15 protein-coding genes are annotated in these 20238 nt (G+C 57.5%); 9 read left to right on the top strand and 6 right to left on the bottom strand.

Annotation, left to right across the window (positions count from 1 at the left end; translation table 11 throughout):
• Nucleotides 1-751: 751 nt before the first annotated feature.
• A complete protein-coding gene (locus tag QN224_RS28045) occupies nt 752-3664 on the top strand; it encodes a Ulp1 family isopeptidase (RefSeq protein ID WP_283979303.1) in 2913 nt (970 codons plus the stop codon).
• 965 nt (nt 3665-4629) lie between these two features.
• Here QN224_RS28045 and QN224_RS28040 read toward each other — a convergent pair.
• From QN224_RS28040 to QN224_RS28025, 4 genes are all read right to left on the bottom strand, one after another.
• Nucleotides 4630-5568 (bottom strand): GDP-L-fucose synthase, encoded by a 939-nt coding sequence (locus QN224_RS28040; protein ID WP_283979302.1) that lies wholly within the window; start codon nt 5566-5568, stop codon nt 4630-4632.
• A 14-nt stretch (nt 5569-5582) separates the two neighbouring features.
• Entirely contained in the window at nt 5583-6638 is a 1056-nt protein-coding gene (gene gmd / locus QN224_RS28035; RefSeq protein WP_283979301.1) for a GDP-mannose 4,6-dehydratase, read from the bottom strand.
• Between the two features lie 211 nt (nt 6639-6849).
• Nucleotides 6850-7860: a nodulation protein NodZ gene (locus tag QN224_RS28030; protein ID WP_283979365.1), complete on the bottom strand. Its 1011-nt coding sequence runs from the start codon at nt 7858-7860 to the stop codon at nt 6850-6852.
• 580 nt (nt 7861-8440) lie between these two features.
• Nucleotides 8441-9862 carry a phosphomannomutase gene (locus tag QN224_RS28025; protein ID WP_283979300.1) on the bottom strand — a complete coding sequence of 474 codons (1422 nt, stop codon included), beginning with the start codon at nt 9860-9862 and terminating at the stop codon, nt 8441-8443.
• Nucleotides 9863-10015: 153 nt separating this feature from the next.
• On the opposite strand from QN224_RS28025, the gene QN224_RS28020 reads away from it, so the two are divergent.
• From QN224_RS28020 to QN224_RS27990, 7 genes are all read left to right on the top strand, one after another.
• Entirely contained in the window at nt 10016-11443 is a 1428-nt protein-coding gene (locus tag QN224_RS28020; protein WP_283979364.1) for a mannose-1-phosphate guanylyltransferase/mannose-6-phosphate isomerase, read from the top strand.
• A gap of 599 nt (nt 11444-12042) precedes the next feature.
• Nucleotides 12043-12627: a NodA family N-acyltransferase gene (locus tag QN224_RS28015; protein ID WP_309486656.1), complete on the top strand. Its 585-nt coding sequence runs from the start codon at nt 12043-12045 to the stop codon at nt 12625-12627.
• The gene (nodB, locus tag QN224_RS28010; protein WP_283979298.1) at nt 12624-13283 is read left to right on the top strand and encodes a chitooligosaccharide deacetylase NodB; all 660 of its coding nucleotides are present in this window, start codon (nt 12624-12626) and stop codon (nt 13281-13283) included. The genes QN224_RS28015 and nodB overlap by 4 nt, the downstream gene beginning before the upstream one ends.
• A 14-nt stretch (nt 13284-13297) precedes the next feature.
• A complete protein-coding gene (nodC, locus tag QN224_RS28005) occupies nt 13298-14578 on the top strand; it encodes a chitooligosaccharide synthase NodC (RefSeq protein WP_283979297.1) in 1281 nt (426 codons plus the stop codon).
• A 39-nt stretch (nt 14579-14617) separates the two neighbouring features.
• Complete coding sequence (nodI, locus tag QN224_RS28000) at nt 14618-15646, top strand: nodulation factor ABC transporter ATP-binding protein NodI (protein ID WP_283979296.1); 1029 nt, start codon at nt 14618-14620, stop codon at nt 15644-15646.
• 4 nt (nt 15647-15650) lie between these two features.
• The gene (locus QN224_RS27995; protein ID WP_283979295.1) at nt 15651-16433 is read left to right on the top strand and encodes an ABC transporter permease; all 783 of its coding nucleotides are present in this window, start codon (nt 15651-15653) and stop codon (nt 16431-16433) included.
• A 159-nt stretch (nt 16434-16592) separates the two neighbouring features.
• Nucleotides 16593-17099 (top strand): transposase, encoded by a 507-nt coding sequence (locus QN224_RS27990; RefSeq protein WP_283979363.1) that lies wholly within the window; start codon nt 16593-16595, stop codon nt 17097-17099.
• Between the two features lie 64 nt (nt 17100-17163).
• Here QN224_RS27990 and QN224_RS27985 read toward each other — a convergent pair whose 3' ends face one another.
• Together QN224_RS27985 and QN224_RS27980 are read right to left on the bottom strand one after the other, a co-directional pair.
• On the bottom strand, nt 17164-18372 hold the full coding sequence (locus tag QN224_RS27985) for a beta-ketoacyl-[acyl-carrier-protein] synthase family protein (RefSeq protein WP_283979294.1): 1209 nt from the start codon (nt 18370-18372) through the stop codon (nt 17164-17166).
• Nucleotides 18373-18654 (bottom strand): acyl carrier protein, encoded by a 282-nt coding sequence (locus QN224_RS27980; protein WP_283979293.1) that lies wholly within the window; start codon nt 18652-18654, stop codon nt 18373-18375.
• A 333-nt stretch (nt 18655-18987) separates the two neighbouring features.
• On the opposite strand from QN224_RS27980, the gene QN224_RS27975 reads away from it, so the two are divergent.
• Nucleotides 18988-19914, top strand: a complete 927-nt coding sequence (locus QN224_RS27975) for a LysR family transcriptional regulator (RefSeq protein ID WP_283979292.1) — start codon at nt 18988-18990, stop codon at nt 19912-19914.
• Nucleotides 19915-20238 lie beyond the last annotated feature (324 nt).

The following is a 20238-nucleotide window of genomic DNA, read 5'->3' as shown; positions in this document are numbered from 1 at the left end:
GGTCGCGCTTTGGCCGTCGAACACAGCCGCTCTTACCTGACATGAACCTGACCTGCCGCAGGTTGCATCCTGAGAGCGGTCCTGGAAATTTCTGAGCAATCTGCGTCATCGTTGGGCCTGCGGCCGCTCCGTCGCCGAACGATACCGAACGAGGACGACGAGAGTGCAATACTGAAGGCGATGTTCGCCAGCTGCAAGGAATTAGACTCCTGTGGGTATCCTCGTATCGGCACTCCCGGGAAACAGGGCGCTTGTCGTGAACCACAAGACCGAGGCGCAATGGCCTGATCGGCTCAATGGGGTGAAGACGGAGTCCGCACGACAGGGGTCAAAAGCAGGGAGAGCGTAATAAAGACGATTGACGGTTGAAGCGGTCTGTCCGGTGGACTTCCAGCACAAGCGCGGGCTACATTCCCACTCAGCCATTTAAGCTCGCAACCAGTTCAAACATCAACATCCGGCAGACCGGCACATCAGTAGCCGCATCATTGTCTACCCTCAGCCGGCACGGAATTTGCATCGGCAGTCACAGAGAGGCTCGTCAGCCTCTTGAAAGCTAAATGAGATACATTGGACGTTGAGCAACGAAAAGGAATGCAAATTGTGCGTCCGAGCTTAGCTCATTGGCCAGCTATGATTTGTGTCATCTAGGGAGAGTGATGTGGAGCCCTGCAACGGATGGTTTAACGCTTGGATGTACCACTATGCTGCTCTGCAAGAACAGCAGCGGGCGAGGCAACAATCGGGAGACATGCCCGAGGATCAAGCAGGTTTTGAACAGCAGGTGAGCGGGTTGCAGCTCAGTTCCGCCGGCGAGCGCTCCGGTGATGCTATTTACCCTGGTGCTAGTATGCCTAACACGCGCCCCGCGGAGGTGCATGGAAACATCCAGCGCGCTGATATCGAGGAATCGACGTGGATGCCGTCGCAGTCCGACCCACGACATAGCGGGTTCAGCAGCACGAGCCACACCGTGCCCTCGGAAGCGCATCCTGCTGCGCGGACGAAGGACAGCAAAGGCCGGCATCTGTCACGTGTCAAGTCAGGGGTCGTCAAAGCCTTCGGGGGAAGTTGTCGCGAGAACTCGGCCGGCGTCTCTGCGTCGCAAGTAGTCCATTCAGAGCTTCGCATATGCTGCGCGAAGCGACGCATTGCGACCGAGCCCTTCGCGTCGGACAAAATCCTTGTTTCCAGGTTTCTGAGAGCGTCTCTCGGCAGCACATTTTTGCCTGCCCAGAGGAATGCATCTCATTTGCGCCAGTTCAGTGCCTGGCTTAACGAGCGCGAGAGGGAGCCAATTGCCGACCGGCTGAACGAGCATAAGTTGGACGACGATGCGCGGGAGTATGCGCAGCAATCTGACCCTACCGGCAGCAAGAGCACCAAAGATCAAATCATAGAGGCATTGGAAAATCTACGGCATGCCGATCTGCCACCAGCTGAGCTCACAGATGACGAGAGGCTTATTGCCGAGTTCAGGAAGGCGGCCCAATCGGCCGGCCGGCCGAAAAGCACCGTCCTTTGGTGGGTGGGTCGGCTGCAACAATTGCGCATATGGCTTTGGTCCGAGGGCTTGACGCTGACCAGCGTGCTTGACCGCCCCGAGGAATTGAAGCGACTTGCGACACTTTCTGGCACAAGGAGTATCCATGCGGCGCTGCCAGTGCTCCAGGAATTCCATGCCGCGAACGTCGAGGAACGCCCTGCGAATTTCAACATCCACGGCCGACAGCGCTTCGGGCGCCAGCTGAACCCCCATCCCGCAGACGCCCGCCTCATCGACGCTATGCTCAAGGAAGCCCTGCGCGGACTTGGAGACTCGACTGCGGCGCAAAAGCTGCCCCTTCGATTAAGCGCTAGCCGGCTTCGTGCCTTCAGTGACTGGCTCCAAAGGGAGGGAAAGGGCAACATAGTTGACCGGCTCAGCGGGACTGGGCAGCGGAATGCGTTAAACGCAGATGCCAAGAACTTCAGGAGGAATAGACGTTCATTCTGCGAAAAAGATTTGACGATGCTTCGGCAATACCTACAAGTCGTCGAGGCGAATAGAGCGCTCGGGTTGCGGGCTCCTGAGGAGGCGCGTTCGTTCGCCGGGGAAGATGCCCAGCAGTCCAGCTTGTTTCAAGAGTCTTCCTCAGCTCCAGACACCCCGTTCGAGGGAGCTTGGGATTGGCTCAGCAGGGAGATGCAGGGCTCCGCGTCGCAATCGTCTGCAGAGCCCTCCTCACCTCCAGACACCCCGTTCGAGGGAGCTTGGGATTGGCTCAGCAGGCAGATGCAGGGCCCCGCGCGTCCCTCGTCTTCGAGGTCTCGGTCGTCAGACCTTGCGACACTTTCTGGCACAAGGAGTATCCATGCGGCGCTGCCAGTGCTCCAGGAATTCCATGCCGCGAACGTCGAGGAACGCCCTGCGAATTTCAACATCCACGGCCGACAGCGCTTCGGGCGCCAGCTGAACCCCCATCCCGCAGACGCCCGCCTCATCGACGCTATGCTCAAGGAAGCCCTGCGCGGACTTGGAGACTCGACTGCGGCGCAAAAGCTGCCCCTTCGATTAAGCGCTAGCCGGCTTCGTGCCTTCAGTGACTGGCTCCAAAGGGAGGGAAAGGGCAACATAGTTGACCGGCTCAGCGGGACTGGGCAGCGGAATGCGTTAAACGCAGATGCCAAGAACTTCAGGAGGAATAGACGTTCATTCTGCGAAAAAGATTTGACGATGCTTCGGCAATACCTACAAGTCGTCGAGGCGAATAGAGCGCTCGGGTTGCGGGCTCCTGAGGAGGCGCGTTCGTTCGCCGGGGAAGACGCCCGGCAGTCCAGCTTGTTTCAAGAGTCTTCCTCAGCTCCAGACACCCCGTTCGAGGGAGCTTGGGATTGGCTCAGCAGGCAGATGCAGGGCCCCGCGCGTCCCTCGTCTTCGAGGTCTCGGTCGTCAGACATCTACCGCAGTCTTGACTCTCTGGTTGATTTGCCGTCCACACCGCACGAGTTGCGTGATGATCATTATGCGCCGGCGTTTCCGAGCACATCCTCCGATGCTCAGATCGCGGCGTTGAGTCCGACCGCCTCGTCCCATGACGGTGGTCGGCTGGAGCTCGGCGCCACGGATTGGCTGGGTGACCAGCATATCGCGGCGGATTACGCGCTTCTGATGCAGGAATTGCAGCGGGACAATCCGGATCTCGCCTCCCGGACGCGGCTCGTGGATCCCCTCATAGCTCACTATCATCTGCGCTTGGGCCCCGAAAACGAGGCGGTGCGTGCCTTCCAGCGCATTGTCCATAATCAGGACGGTAACGATACAGCCGACTTCCTGTTCTTGCCGGTGAGCGATGCCAGTGCTTGGGATCCCGAATGCCGCGGCTGGCACTGGTCGCTGCTGCTCGTTGATCGTCGCGAGCGGGCAAGGCCGGTTGCCTTTCATTACGACTCGAACCGGGGATCCAACAACGAGCTTGCAACAATGCTCGCACAACGCCTGGGCGCCCGTCTGGAGCCAGCCCGCATGACCCAGCAGCGCAACGGCTATGATTGCGGTGTCTTCGTCCTGGACGGCACGCGGGTACTGGTTCGCCAATTGGCGCAAGAACGGCGGCCAGCCATGCTGCACCTCGATAACCTGGTCGTTGATCGGCTGGCACTGCAAGACCGACTCCGGCGCTGATGTCGGCGCGGCGATAATCAAGGGTTCTTGGGTGCAATTCGCCTTCCACTCTCCATCGTAGCGCGCGTTGCGCAGAATCAGACGGCGGCCAGTAGCCTATTTGTCAGCAGTGGATATCTGGAGAGCTGATACATCTGGCGCTTGATTATACTGGGCCGGTTACTCTGTCCCTCGACCGAGGCTCGCACTCCAGTGTGGGATGATCTGCGGATTCCGACGATCGCGCGCATGCATTCCAACCTGATGCCGCGCACCATTCCAATTTGATCGCGGGCCGCGCGTCCGACATTCCTTTGGCCAGGGTATTTTCCACGGTTTTGGGGTCCGGCCTTTTAGGTCTGTGTTTCGGCCGATTGGCGCAGACGGCGCATGGACTCGCCGCTCATTTCAAGCCTGTGGGCGTTGTGAACGAGCCGACCCAACATGCAGAACCTGACCCATAGCGCCTTTGATTCGGAACACAAGTATCCCATCAAAGGTCCCATGACGGTGGTGGATAGCGACCTGCGCTCTGGCAGAGTGGGGTTGCTGACCAACAACTCTGTGGAGGCCAATCATGCATGTTGTAGCCGATCGTTCTACGGCGCCTGCCGCTATCCGCACCGATCTTGGCGCGATCTTCGTCTCTTTGGAGCTCAAGCTGCGCTTAGTTCGACCTTTACCGCCCGAGCGTGGCGTTCCGCGAGCGGTCCGCATCCCTCGTCGGCCCCGGCCGTGGGTCGTCCATTTCCGCGTCGCGCGAAAGCACCTTTTAGAGTGGTCTACGCGGCCGCGGAACATCGGCGCGAAATGCGAAGCGGCGCGAATGGCCGCTCGCCGGCAGCGATCAGGGTCAAGTGCTCGTGAACGATTGCACTCTGGTGGAAGCCGAGGGGATCAACCTCGCGGCGATTCGTTGTGGACGGGGTGAACTCGAAGGCGGTGGGTCTCCCTGGGGGAGGGGAATCCAGCCCGATCACCGCAGTCTAACTGTCCGCCACATTCCTGATAAACCATTCGTAGGATTTGGCAACTCCAACCTCGATGGAGGTTTTAGGGCGCCACCCCATCGATAGTAGTTTTTCGCTGGACAAAAGTTTTCGCGGCGTTCCATCCGGCTTGGATATATCAAGTTCTATATCACCTTTAAAGCCAACAACGTCGCAGACGAGGCGTGCAAGCTCGCGAATAGTTATGTCGGTGCCAAAACCTATGTTGATGTGTTCCATTTCGGAGTAATGCTTAAGCAGGAAAATCAAGGCATCGGCACAATCTTCGCTGTACAAGAACTCCCGACGAGGCGTTCCGCTCCCCCATACACGCAATCGATCGAGGTTTTTAATCTTTGCATCGTGTGCTTTGCGTATCAATGCCGGCACAACATGACCTGAGGTAAGATCAAAGTTATCGCGAGGGCCATAGAGGTTCGTTGGCATGGCCGAGATGAAGTCTGCGCGATGTTGCTTGCGGTAGGCCTGACATAACTTAATGCCAGCGATCTTTGCGATTGCGTACCATTGGTTGGTCGGCTCAAGTGGACCAGTCAGGAGCGCGTCTTCTTTGATGGGTTGCGAAGCGTACTTCGGATAAATGCAACTCGATCCCAGGAAAATAAGCTTTTCGACGCCATTTCGAAACGAGGCGTCGATGACATTGGCCTCCATCACCAGGTTCTGATAGATGAAGTCGGCGGGCATAGTGTCATTTGCCAGGATGCCGCCAACCTTCGCTGCGGCCATTACGACGGTGTGCGGCTTTTCTTTTGACAGAAATTGCTGAACTGCCTCTTGCCGCGTGAGATCAAGGTTTTGTCTATCCGCAACGATGACGTCGCAATCTTCTGAGGCAAGCGACTGGGTTATGGCGCTGCCGACCATACCTCCGTGTCCTGCGACCCAAACTCGTTTCCCGCTTAGCGAATACATCGGATTCAAGCCTCTTACTGTAACGCGTCTCTCATTAACTTCAGATCTTCCCTGACCATTTCGCGGGCAAGCTCCCTCACACTTGTCTCGTGTCTCCAGCCCAGGACCTGCTTCGCCTTTGTGGGATCGCCTAAGAGCAGATCTACCTCCGTCGGTCTGAAATGACGCGGATCTACCGCCACGATGCATTTGCCTGTGACGACATCAATACCCCTTTCTTCGATGCCTTCTCCCAGCCATTCAATCGTCTTTCCGGCTTCCTCAAATGCCCATTCTACAAACGTGCGGACCGATGTGGTCACCCCCGTAGCCAGGACATAGTCGTCTGGCTTATCCTGCTGACACATCATCCACATGCCGCGCACATACTCACGAGCATGACCCCAATCACGTTGAGCATCAAGATTTCCCAGATAAAGCACTTCCTGTTTACCGAGGCTGATGGCTGCCGCGGCCCGCGTAATCTTGCGCGTGACGAATGTTTCACCTCGAAGCGGGCTTTCGTGATTGAAAAGAATACCGTTGGATGCGTGAATGCCGTAAGCCTCTCTATAGTTCACGACAATCCAGTACGCGTAGAGCTTAGCGGCAGCGTAAGGTGAACGCGGGTAGAACGGTGTGTTCTCGTTTTGAGGGACCTGTTGAACCAAACCATACAACTCTGAAGTTGATGCCTGATAAAACCGCGTCCGATTTGTCAGCCCAAGAATTCGGATGGCTTCCAGCATGCGCAATGTACCAAGCGCATCAGCGCTTGCGGTGTATTCAGGGGTCTCGAAGCTTACCTGGACATGGCTCTGCGCGGCAAGATTGTAGATTTCATCCGGTTGGGCTTGCTGAACAATGCGCAGTAGATTGGTCGCATCTGTCATATCTCCATAGTGGAGAAAAAATCTGGCTTCAGGATCGTGGGGATCCCGATAGATGTGCTCTATTCGTTGGGTGTTGAATGACGACGAACGACGCTTTATGCCGTGAACTATATAGCCTTTGTCCAACAGCAGTTCCGCGAGGTATGCCCCATCCTGTCCCGTGATGCCCGTTATCAAAGCTATTTTCCGATCTGCCACTTTTGAAATCTCCAATGAGTTTGCTTGGGGCGAGGGGTTTGCGTCACTACCCTGGTTCTAGAGAGAGATAATCGCTCCTTGGCGCAGACCAGACAGTGCCAGCGGTACGCTATCCGTAATACGAGTGCTGCCGAACTGTCGCGCCTTAGTGCATTTTAGACGGCAGCAGCTCGACATATGGCCCGCATCTCGTGGAGCGTGATTAACGTCGCTATGCCTGTTCGCTGCATTTGCTGAATCGCCATGGCGGGTCTTGGCTAAGACGGGAGATTTGACCGCTTTCTATCAAAGTCAAACGACTTGGATCCTTCAGATCGAACTCAATTACCCGTGGTACGAAAAGGCGTGCATAACGTGTAAAGGCGCTTGTCGGGGGAAAACGAATGACGGTGTCGCAGCGCCCGAGAAGATACATCTCAACGAGGGCGGAAATTCCGCCGTCAACTCCAAGTCCTGCAGTATGTAAAGGGCCTGCCTGATCGGCTCGGAAACGCTTGGGGACGGTGAGAAGATCGGGAAGCCTAGCCGACACCTGATCTAAGACCTGCTCGCTGTCGGTACACAAGAACACCCGCACAGGCCTTGGGTGCGGTAACGCTTTAGCCTCATCAATCGCACTGCACACATGGCGAACGGCGAGCTCCGGATCGCCCCAGTAGGGTGCATGGTCCATGACGTCTTCACCGTTACCATGCCGAACATGAACCCCGATAATGCTGTGCCCCTCAAAACGCTCCTGATAGATGGCGTCTATGCGTGTTTGAATTTCGGGCCGGGGCTCGACACTCTGGAACACCTGCCGCTCGGCATCCTCATCGCAACGCCACATCAAACAGGCGTCACACACAACCGTGTTCGCTTCGACATCGTGCTCGGCCTGAAAGAGCTCGCCTAACTCGTCGCGCTCTTGGAAAATCTGCTCATCTGGACGGTAAACGCAGTCGATCGATGGCCTATTCCACCACCCTGGGAAGAACGGTCCAGGGAAGGAAAAATCGTTGATACGGTCGTCGCAAATAACCGGTACGCCAGCGATGTCTTTGATCGGTTGGAAGAACACCGGAAAGGCATTTGTGAAGGATTGATCGAGATAGCAGGATCCACGCCAGTCGACGGCTAGCGTTCGTCCCGACCGCTGAGCGTAGCGCCAAGCGGCCGCCAGCGACCACAGACAATCACCGAAACCCGTACGCCTCCGAGAGACGACAAACCGGCGCTTCATCAATCCACTAGCCTGCATTGTTGGTAGTCTCGTTTCAGATACAAGGACACGAGGTTGCATCTGGTGTGGGATCCCTGTTCGATCACTCGTCGACCGCGACGCCCGACAATTTGGTGCAGTCCCCGTGGCACTGCGACGTGGAGCAGAAGAGCTCCCTCAGCGCTGCCCACCCTTATCTCTGCGCCGCTCGCAAATCTTGACGCCGATGCATTCGCTTCCGGTTATATTCAGCGTTTTCTAATGGGCCCCGGCAGCATATGTAAAATTGATTGTTTGGATAGCAAACATCCATGGCGTGGATACGGCGAGACGTGCGATGACGATGGGCGTTGGGTGGGGTGGGCGAGCCGCGCGCCTGCTCAGGTGGGGCAATTGGACCGAAGGAAGAGAGCTATTGCCATCTCCTGTAGAGCGCGAGCAAGCGACAGCGTCTTCCAGCTCTACAAGTCGCGGCATCGGGATCATGGGCGATAGCGCTGCGAAGGCAGGCATAGCACTGATAACTCGAGGGCGGGACGACCAAAGCCGAAACAGCAGCCTAGCGCTCGAGGCAGTCAACCAGGTCTACGCCAGCACTTTTTCAAATCCAATTTTTAAGCACCGCCAATCCTTCGGAGAGCAGGTGTTCGGCGGTATCTCGGTCGTCCGCTTCAACGTAACAACGCACTTCGGGCGCGTTTCCTGAAGGACGGATGTGCAGGATCCGGCCGCCCTCGAATGTGAGGCGCAGACCATCCACGTCATTCATGGCCATCACGCGTCCGATCTTATCGAATCGATAAGACAGGGCGCCCTCCGACGCTTTCAAGTGCGCCAACAGGGCGCAGCTCCTGTCGACCGGATAGTTTTCGATCCGGCTGGACTGAGCGACTGGCAGGCGATGCTGTGCGACGAGGGCGGAGAGAGGAATTTTGGCGTCTGCGGCCATGTGGAGTGTGGCAATGATGGGCAGCATGCAGTCCCGGGTAGGCAAGGCGGGAAGCGAGGCACTCCCAACCGTGAAGTCCGACCCTAGCATGACGCCTCCGTTGGCCTCGAAACCCATCACCCCCTGCCTTCCGCCTTCAACCGCCTCAATCATGGCAGCAATGACGTAAGGCGACCCAACCCGTGTACGCACCACCTCGACGCCGCTCGCCGCCTCGATTCCGGAATTGCTAGTTATAGGCGTAGCGATAAACTTGGCGTTCAGGAGCTTTGCCGAAATGAGGCCGAGCAGATCACCACGCAATGGTGTCCCAGTTTCGTCCGCCACAAGGGGCCGGTCGCCATCTCCGTCGGTCGACACAATGGCGTCAAACGCGTACTCTTTCGCCCAGCTCGCGAGCTTCTCGCATGTCGCCTCGGATAATGCTTCCGTATCGACAGGGACGAAAAACTCGGATCGGCCGATCGGTACAACATTTGCGCCATGGCTCTCCAAGATCGCAATCAAAATGTCGCGTGCAACGCTGCTGTGCTGATATACGCCGACCTTTAGCCCCTTAAGGTCTATTTCTGGAAGCAGGGCCTCGTAACGTTTGATAAAGAGGCCAGTTGCTTCGGCGGAGTGATCGATGCCGTGGCCGTGCTCAACCCTTGATGCATCGGCGTCGACTGCAAGCTGCTCCGCCAGCGCCGTGATCGCCTGCTCATCAGCCTTGTCGATCTCGCCGTTTGGCCCATAGAACTTGATGCCGTTTCGATCGGCCGGGATATGCGACCCCGTCACCATGAGTGATCCGGCACCGAGTTTAAGGCCATACAAAGCAAGTGCTGGCGTAGGCAGCGCTCCGCAGTCAATCGGCACCATTCCTGCCCGGGCGAGCGCTCCCATGCAGGTAGCGGCGATCTCGGGACTTGATGGGCGAAAGTCGCGGCCTATCAATACGATTGCTCCTCGGCCGGCCTGCCCCCGTTGGAGGAGCATCTTCGAAAAGGCTGTAGCGTAGAGCGCCGAAACGCTTCCGACGAGATCGGTTGCCAGTCCGCGCAGACCACTAGTGCCGAATTTCGGCTTCATTGTTTTCCCCATCACTACCCAGTGTTCAGGAGCCGCTCATCGCAACGTTAACAAACAAAGAGGACGAGTCGAACACGAATCGAACAAGTGTTATTGCGTCACGCGTCCTAAATGGCTATGAAGCGTCAGCTGAACTATTCAAAAAGCAATTCCATGCTTCCAAAGATTATCCCGGCTATCATGGCAGGGGGTAGGGGCACAAGGCTCTGGCCATTGTCCCGCGCAACTGCCGCAAAACAGTTTCTCAAGCTGGTAGGCGAGGAAACGCTGTTTCAAGCGACGCTTGAACGCGTGTCTGATTCCGCAATATATGGAGCACCACTCGTCATCACCAATGAGGACTACCGGTTTTTGGTGGCCGAACAGGCACGTCAGCGGGGGGTCACGCTTTCCAGCATCGTCCTTGAGCCGGTGCCACGTAACACGGCAGCCGCAGTCGCCGTCGCCGCACGAATCGTGGCTGATCGGTTTGGTAGGGACGCGTTTTTGTTTGTGCTGCCATCGGACCACGCCATTACGGTCGACGACGCCTACAAAAGCTGTATCCACTCAGCTTGCCTGACCGCAGCGGACGGCAAGCTCGTGACGTTCGGTATACAACCCACTGGGCCGGCGACGGGCTACGGCTACATTGAATGTGGCATGGACATCGGCAATGGCGCGCATGCGGTCAACCGTTTTGTCGAGAAACCTAGCCGCGAAAAGGCGGCGGCTCTTTTGGAGAGCGGCCACTACTTTTGGAACTCTGGTATGTTCCTCTTCCAGGTAGGTACGGTCATCGCCGAGCTCGAGGAATACGCACCCGACGTGCTGACGGCGGCCCAAAACGCTGTGGATGGCTCAACTGTCGACGCCGACTTCCTACGGCTCGCCTTTGAGGGTTTCAGCAAAGCACCATCCATCTCGATAGACTGTGCACTGATGGAAAAAACCGCGAACGCCGCTGTATTGCCATCGCATTTTTCCTGGTCGGATCTCGGCAGTTGGGATGCTGTTTGGGAGATCGGGGAGCGGAATGTGGACGGTAACGTGATCAAAGGCAATGCGACGGTCTCCAACACGAAGAATTCACTTGTGATGTCGCGTGCCAGCCATCTTGCTGTACAGGGACTCGACGGCGTCGCTGTCATCGCCAGCGAAGACGCCGTCTTCGTGGGCCGATTGGAAGAGGCACATGAGATCGGAAACCTTGTGAAGCGCCTCGCTGGCGACAGGAATACGGCACATCTTACGGAATCGCATCCAACATCGCTGCGGCCATGGGGAGGCTACACCACGATACTCACCGGCGATCGCTTTCAAGTAAGGCGGTTGTTCGTGCACCCGGGTAAAATGCTGTCGCTCCAGAGGCACTTTCATCGCTCGGAGCACTGGATCTGCGTGAAAGGGGTGGCGGAAGTGACAATCGACGACGAGGTAGGGATCCTGCACGAGAACCAGTCGATCTACATCCCAGAGGGGGCGGTACATCAGCTGGGGAATCCGGGCAAGATCATGCTGGAGATAATTGAGATTCAAACCGGTTCCTATTTGGGCGAGGACGACATCGTACGTCTCGTCGACGAATTTGCCGAACGCTGAGCAGCTAACCACATACTCGGGTGCACTGGCTTCGACGAGCCCATTCCGGCGGCGAGGGGAGATGTTGCTCGCCGGTGCGCAAGCCCTTAGAAATAGATTCTCTGCGGTGCTGCGCCGACCACGCGGGGCGCCTCGGCATTCGTTGGAGGACATTTGTCGGATTCGATTTGGTGGCGAGACGCGGAGTAAATCCGCGACAGGGTCCGCATCCCCGTCGCCCGCGTGTCGGCTGAACTGAGAATTTTCTTCCACTCCTGGCTGATCTGAAGAACTGACCACTCGCGTTGTGCACGAGCAGTAAAGATCGATGAGGCAGCAGTTCCTAAGTCGTCGAGGAGACGAAGCTGCTCTAGCTGAGTCGAGGTAAAGCGCTGCGGCTGCGAAGAGATTCGGATCAAAGCGCTTGAAGAGATCGGCGGTCGGGTGCTGAAGATGCATCACCATGACCGGCGCCAAGTCGCTGATATATTCATGGTATCGATGGAGGTGATCCAAACAATCTATTTTACCAATCCCACGGACAGCTATTAGAAAACGCTGAATTTAACCGAAATCAAATGCATCGGCCGCAAGGTTGCGACGGTGCGAGGAGGACGCACATGCAGGTGCGGTGGAAACTGTGCTGGGAAAGCGAGTTAGAACTCTCCGACCACACGGAGCTTGCTGAGTTTTTTCGAGCGACCTATGGGCCGACGGGCGCCTTTAACGCAAAACCATTTGAAAATGGTCGCAGCTGGGCGGGAGCACGGCCCGAGCTGCGTGTCGTCGGTTACGACTCGCGCGGTGTGGCGGCCCATTTGGGAGTATTACGCCGTTTTATCAAGGTTGGAGAGACTGATTTACTGGTGGGCGAACTAGGACTGTGGGGAGTCCGCCCGGACCTTGAAGGCCTTGGACTCTGTCATTCGATGCGTGTGTTGTACCCAGCGCTTCGGCAGCTCGGCGTTCCATTCCTGTTCGGCACTGTTCGGCACGCACTGTTCAAGCATGTTGACAGGCTCTGCCGAGACGGTCTGGCGACCATCCTTCCGGGCATTCGCATCCGCTCCACCCTCGCAGATGTGTATCTCGACCTGCCCCCGACGCGGCTCGAGGAGCTCCTCGTCGTTGTTTTTCCGATCGGACGTCCAATGGGCGAGTGGCCCTCCGGTACGCTCATTGACAGGAATGGTCCAGAGCTATGAAACAACTGAATTGCAAATGCGAAGTGCCGAGCTTCTCTGCTGACGGCACCGAAGATCGTCGCGTTTACTTGACGTTTGACGACGGCCCGAATCCGCTCTTCACTCCTGAAATCCTGGATCTGCTGGCAGAGCACCGTGTGTCGGCGACTTTCTTCGTCATTGGTGCTTATGCGAAACAGCAACCGGAACTCATCCGACGTATGGTTGCCGAAGGGCACGAGGTCGCTAACCACACGATGACTCATTTGGACCTGTCTACATGCGGTCTCGGTGAAATAGAACGCGAAATACTTGAGGCGAACAGTGCTATCCGAATGGCATGCCCCGGCGCCCCGGTGCGACACATGCGGGCGCCATTTGGAGCCTGGACAGAAGAAGTACTTGCCGTCTCAACCAAGGCTGAAATGGCGCCCGTGCACTGGTCGGTAGACCCTCGAGACTGGTCTCGCCCCGGGGTCGACGCCATTGTCGATTCAGTCCTGGCATCTGTCCGGCCCGGCGCGATTGTACTTCTGCACGACGGGTGCCCTCCCGACGAGTTGAAGCCGGGCAGTCATGCCAGCCTACGCGACCAGACGGTCGAGGCGCTATCTCGTATAATCCCAGCGTTGCATGATGGTGGATTTTCAATCCACTCGCTTGCTCAGCATTATTGAACGGACGGAATCCCATGGATCTGCTCGGTACCACCAGCAGCGTGGCCATTTCTTTATATGCGCTGCTCTCGACTGGTTATAAAGGCATGCAAGCCATTTATGCCTTGCCAACAAACGTCTCATCCGCACCAGCGGGTGCCGCCGCTTCCGACGTGCTGCCGAGCGTGGATGTCATCGTGCCGAGCTACAATGAGGACCCGCGGACGCTTTGTGCTTGCTTGGCCTCCATTGGGGATCAAGATTATATCGGAGAACTGCGGATCTATGTAGTTGATGACGGTTCTGCGAATCGGGATGCCGTCTTATCCGTGCAATCTCATTATGCGCACAATCCGACGTTTCAGTTCATTTTGCTGCCAAAGAATGTCGGAAAGCGTAAGGCGCAGATTGCCGCGATACGGCGTTCATCGGGAGACTTGGTGCTCAACGTCGACTCGGATACGACAATCGCGCCCGACGTCGTCTCCAAACTTGTCCTGAAGATGAAAAATCCCGCGATAGGCGCGGCAATGGGTCAGCTCGCGGCTGGCAATCGGAGCGACACTTGGCTGACGCGGTTGATCGATATGGAGTATTGGCTTGCTTGCAACGAGGAGCGTGCGGCGCAGGCTCGCTTCGGCGCTGTTATGTGTTGCTGCGGCCCCTGTGCCATGTACCGCCGGTCCGCGCTCCTTTTGCTGCTCGATCAATACGAGACGCAACTCTTCAGGGGCAAGCCAAGCGACTTCGGCGAGGATCGCCATCTCACGATCCTCATGCTGAAGGCGGGCTTTCAAACGGAGTATGTCCCGGACGCCATCGCGGCCACCGTCGTTCCGAATAGGCTAAAACCGTATCTGCGCCAACAACTGCGCTGGGCAAGAAGCACGTTCCGAGACACCTTGCTTGGGCTGCGTCTACTGTCTGGTCTCGATCGCTATCTGACGCTGGACGTGATCGGACAGAACCTTGGTCCGCTACTTCTCGCCCTCTCGGTCCTGACGGGGCTTGCGCAATTGGCACTGACAGCCACGGTTCCCTGGTCGACAATCCTCATGATTGCATCCATGACCATGATTCGCTGCAGCGTGGCGGCGCTCCGAGCGGGCCAACTTCGATTTCTCGCGTTCTCGCTGCACACACTCATCAACATCTTTCTCTTACTGCCCTTGAAAGCCTATGCGTTGTGTACATTGAGCAACAGCGATTGGCTGTCGCGCGGATCCGAGGTCAGCGTAGCCGATAGCAATGAGAAACTGAACGCTATTCAAAGCCAGAAATTGGCGGCGTCTCACGGCACTCGAAATGACGGGTGATACTTGCGTTACTCTAGATGGACGAGTTTGAGGCGGGACATGAATTTATTGCGTCAGAAGTCGACCCCGGATGGTCGGTGCCGGTTCGGCACCAATCTGTTCGAGCAGGAGCACAACAGGCATATAGACGCAGAACATTCTCCAGCAGACTGTGTTTCAGCCCCGGCGATTAATCTTGCGGGCGTAAGAAAGTCATATGGCGACAAGTTCGTTGTCGACGGCCTCTCGTTCACTGTTGCGACGGGGGAGTGCTTCGGTCTGCTGGGGCCGAACGGGGCAGGCAAAAGCACAATCGCGCGTATGGTCCTCGGCATGACACCGCCTCACGCGGGCAGCATCGCTGTGCTCGGAGTACCTGTGCCAGCAAGGGCTCGCCTGGCACGCAGCGGCATCGGCGTGGTTCCACAGTTCGATAACCTTGATCTGGAATTCACGGTGCGCGAGAACCTGCAGGTGTTTGGTCGTTACTTCGGAATGAGCACGCGTGAGATCGAAGCAGTCATCCCATCCCTGCTTGACTTCGCGCGCCTCGAGAGCAAAGCGGATTCACGCGTCGCGGACCTGTCCGGCGGCATGAAGCGGCGCCTGACGCTTGCACGTGCACTCATCAACGACCCACAGCTCCTGATAATGGACGAGCCGACTACTGGTCTCGACCCGCACGCGCGCCACCTGATCTGGGAACGGTTGCGGTCCCTGTTGGCACGCGGCAAGACAATTCTCCTGACGACCCATTTCATGGAAGAGGCAGAGCGGCTATGCGACCGGTTGTGCATCCTTGAAGAAGGGCGCAAGATTGCCGAAGGTCGACCTCATGCGCTGATCGAGGAGCAGATCGGCTGTCAGGTAATTGAGATATACGGTGGCAACCCGCGTGAGCTGAGTACGCTGGTCAGGCCTTATGCTCGGCGCCTGGAGGTGAGCGGAGAGACCCTCTTCTGCTATACGACCGATCCAGATCAGGTACGCGCGCAACTTCGTGAGCGGCCCGGCCTGCGCCTTCTAGAGCGTCCGCCCAATCTTGAGGATGTCTTTTTGCGGCTAACTGGTCGAGAAATGAAGGATTAAACGAATGTGGGAACGTTATGCGACGGCTCTGCCCGCCAATGGGTGGAACTGGATTGCGGTGTGGCGTCGCAATTTTCTGGCGTGGAAGAAGGTTGCACTTGCGTCGATTCTCGGCAGCCTCGCCGATCCAATGATCTACTTCTTTGGACTAGGCACCGGCTTCGGAATAATGGTAGGGCACGTTGAGGGTACATCGTACATCGCTTTTCTGGCAGCGGGCATGGTCGCCGCAAGCGCGATGACTGCGTCGACCTTCGAAACGCTCTATGCGGCTTACGGTCGAATGCGCGGAACCTGGGAAGCAATCCTGTGCACTCAACTTTCCCTTGGCGATATTGTTCTAGGTGAATTAGCGTGGGCAGCCACCAAGGCTCTTGTGACCGGTACAGGAATCACGATTGTTGCTGCGATGCTAGGCTATGCGGAATGGCCGTCCGTTCTCTGTACCTTGCCACTCATCGCGCTTACGGGTTTCGCCTTTGCGAGCTTAGCTATGATTGTCACGGCGCTTGCACCCAGCTACGACTATTTCATATTCTACCAGACCCTTGTCATCACCCCGATGCTGTTCCTGTCCGGCGCGCTCTTCCCGCTCACCCAACTACCCGACTCATTTCAGCAGCTGTCGCGTTTCTTGCCGCTGTCACATTCCATCGATCTCATTCGTCCGGCGCTGCTTGGACGCTCAGTTGAAAGCGTCGGCCTGCACATCGGCGCGCTTTGCATCTACATAGTAATCCCGTTCATCCTGTCGCTGGGCCTGTTTCGTCGGCGGCTGATGCGTTGACCAACCGCTGGCATATCGATGCGGTGTCGTCTGGATAGATTATTCTTGGAGCATTTAGGCTGTAGAGATCTGGCTTGTCAGTGGGCCCGGAAAATCCCCGCGTCAGTTCCACAGTAAGCTGCGGGGTCAAAGCGCCGAGCGGGTCTTCGATGCGCTGACATCCGACCGAGACAATCAGTACCTGATGATCGACAGCACTATCGTCCGCGCCCATCGACAGGCGGCAAGTGGGAAAGGGCGGTCAAGGATCAGGCGCTGGGGCGTTCCAGAGGTGGACTGACCACCAAGATTCATATGCTGGTCGATGCGCTCGGACGTCCCCTGCGCTTCATTGTGACAGCCGGTCAGGTCGGCGACATCACGCAGGCTCCTGCTCTTATTGACGGCCAGGAAGGTCAGGCTGTGCCCGCCGACAAAGCCTATGACAGCAATGCCTTGCTTGCAACGATCGCAAGTAGGGGGCCGAAGCCGTCATTCCCTCAAACCGTTCCCGCAAGATCATCATCCCGCACGACCCGGTCGTCTATCGGCACCGTAAACAATATCGAACGGCATTTCCATTCCATCGCCTCAAGCACTTTCGACGCGTCGCAACGCGTTACTCGCCGAACACTCCACTTTACTGGCGTCATCTATCTCGCTGCGATCCTGATCTGGCTACGATGAATGTCGATCGGTCCTAACTCTAGGCGAGGCCATATCTCAGGTGGCGAGCCCTCCTGGCTTGCTGCTAAAGATGCCTGAATGCCAGAACTGCATTCGTGCCTCCCATACCAAAGGCGTTGCTCAGTGCCACGCGCACCTTACGTTCCCGCGGCACATTGGGGGTGACGTCGAGATCACATTCAGGGTCTGGCTCACGATAATTGACTGTCGGCGGCACGACACCCTCGCGCATCGCCATCACACAGGCAATCATTTCAAGCGCTCCCGCCGCGCCGAGGCAATGCGCGTGCATGGACTTGGTGGAAGAGATGGATATTGAATAGGCATGGTCACCGAAGACGCGCTTGATCGCCGTCGTTTCGGTCTGATCATTGGCTCTGGTCCCAGTGCCGTGCGCGTTTAGGTAGTCCACATCCCCGGCATTCAGCCCGGCATCAGCAAGGCAGGCGCGCATAGCCGCCTCCGGCCCCTCTACAGCAGGTGCGACGATAGCGAACGCATCGGCGGAAAAGCCGACGCCGGCGATCTCGGCAAGTATTACGGCACCGCGCTCTGCCGCATGTTCATAGCTTTCCAGCACGGCCATCCCCGCACCCTCGCCCAGCACCACGCCCTTTCTATCGGCCGAGAAGGGCCGGCAGGTGTCCGGCGCCAGGACACGCAGTGCTTCCCATGACTTCAGCACGCCCCACATGAGCGGCGCTTCGCTGCCGCCGGCAAGCATTACGTCGGCGCGACCGAGCCTGATCTGATCGACCGCCGTAGCGATCGCATGATTTGCTGAGGCACAAGCGGACGTGACGCCCAGGACAGGCCCGCGCAAGCCAAGGTTCATGCTGACCTGACCGGCAGCCGCGCTCGGCATGACTTTAGGTGCGGTAAGGATGGCAGCGCGGCGGGCGCCATTTAGAAGGAGAGCACGGTAGTTTTCTTCGATCGCGCCCCAGCCGCAGATGCCAACGCCCACCGTTGCGCCGAAGCGGTGGGCGTTTCCTTCATCAATGGAGAGTCCGGCCTGTCGCATGGCTTCCCGCGCTGCAATCACGGCGAGCAGGCTGAAGCGGTCCATGGAGATGAGTTGTTTGCGATCGATGTCGTGCTCCGGCAGCGCTGGGATCTCGGCACCGACCATGCCCTTCAATTCATGAAGCTCCGAATGGACGATGGGGCCGATAGCGGAACGACCCTCGCGCATTGCTTTCCAGATGGTGGCAGCGTCGGTGCCGAGTGCGCACAGCCCACCCATTCCGGTGATGACGACGCGTCTGTGCATTCAAACCTCTTCGGCGAGCAAGCGGCGTACGGCTTCCACCACATCGCCGACATTCTGGAGGTTTGACCAGGCCTCGGCGGTGTTCAACTCGATTCTGATGCCGTAGCTCTGTTCGAGGTCCCAGAGAATATCCGCCAGCCCCAACGAATCGACTCCGAGCGAGGTCAGTTCGCTGGCAGCCGTTATCTCGTTGCCGCTTAAGCCGGGAGATACATCGGCGCCGTTCGATGCGACACGGTTTTTGATCATCGCGATAACGTCATCTACGAGTTGATCTGGCATCCTGGTCTCCTATCGTTTGACTTCGACACAGACGCGGCGCGATCCAACGCTTTGCGCGTCTACTTGCCGCCCGCCGAGCGTGCCCCACGTGGGGAGCATCGCCATTAGACGCACAGGTCCTACGTGCGCGTGACGTCCGGTCCGAAACTTGTGGCGTAATTGCGTTGGTGAACCCTTCGTGCCGGTCATCGACTGTGGTTTTCCTCTACCGTTCTCAATCTCTCTGCGGGCACTTGATTTCGGTTAAATTCAGCGCTTTCTAATAGCATTCGACATCATTGGTAAAATCGATTATGTGGATTACACTCATTCACGCCATGGATGCGACAGGACATGCGATTCAAGGGCCTTGATCTCAATCTGCTCGTTGCGCTCGACGCGCTGATGACCGAGCGTAAGCTTACGGCTGCGGCACGCAGCATCAACCTCAGTCAGCCGGCGATGAGCGCGGCCATCGCCCGGCTACGTACCTATTTTAGCGACGAGCTGTTTACCATGCAGGGCCGCGAACTTATCCCAACACCGCGTGCGGAAGCGCTTGCTCCCGCGGTCCGCGACGCCCTTCTGCAAATTCAGCTCTCCATCATTGCTTGGGAGCCGTTCAGCCCGACACAATCGGAGCGCCGCTTCAGGATCGTCCTTTCCGATTTCATGACACTGGTGTTCTTTGACAAAGTCGTGGGGCGTGTGGCGCGGGAAGCCCCCGCCGTCAGCTTCGAGTTGCTGTCTCTCGATGATGAACCCGATGAACTACTCCGGCGCGGTGACGTCGATTTTCTAATCCTTCCGGAACAGTTCATGTCGAACGGACACCCCAGAGCGAAACTGCTTGTCGAAACACTCGTGTGCGTGGGTTGCCCCACGAACCAACAGCTGTCGGGACAGCTTTCCTTCGAAAAATACATGTCGATGGGGCATATTGCAGTCAAGTTCGGGCGTACGCTGAAGCCAACCATAGAGGAATGGTTATTGCTGGAATACGGTCTCAAAAGGCGAATCGAGGTAGCCGTGCCGGGCTTTAGCATGATTCCGCCGTTGCTACCGGGCACCGACCGTATAGCGACTATGCCGTCACGACTGGTCAAGCATTTCGCAAAGACGATCCCGCTGCAGATCGTGGACCTTCCGGTGCCACTTCCCGCATTCACCATTGCGGTTCAATGGCCGGCCCTTCACAATGGTGATCCGGCAAGTCTCTGGATGCGGCAGATGCTGCTACAGGAGGCCGCCCGAATCGAATCTCGCCCCGAGACTTGTTAGCGCAAAGAGTAGATCGACGCGGTTTCTGGCGAACACTTGGATCTGAGACACTAATCGCACCAGGATCGATCGTTCGCGCCGCTGGCACCTGCCAAGGTCGCGGCGCTCATGAGTTCCGAGCGCGAGCACCCGTCTTTGCCAGCGCTGGGCCCCGCAGACGCCCCCTCGTTCAAGATCTGCTTATGCCCGCGGCTTTACGAGCCGCGCACGGCAGCCCTCGTTGCAGGCCTAGCAGGCTGTTGAAAAAGAAGCTGGCCTAGAGGCTTTAGCCGTGATTCAGTGGCTTCGTGAGTTTCGGAGTTGATGGATGCGCGGCGGCGATGT

Source organism: Sinorhizobium sp. 7-81, assembly GCF_030124405.1.
GTDB lineage: Bacteria > Pseudomonadota > Alphaproteobacteria > Rhizobiales > Rhizobiaceae > Sinorhizobium > Sinorhizobium psoraleae.
Note: the sequence above shows the minus strand (reverse complement) of the source record. Positions and strands in the feature narration are given on the sequence as shown.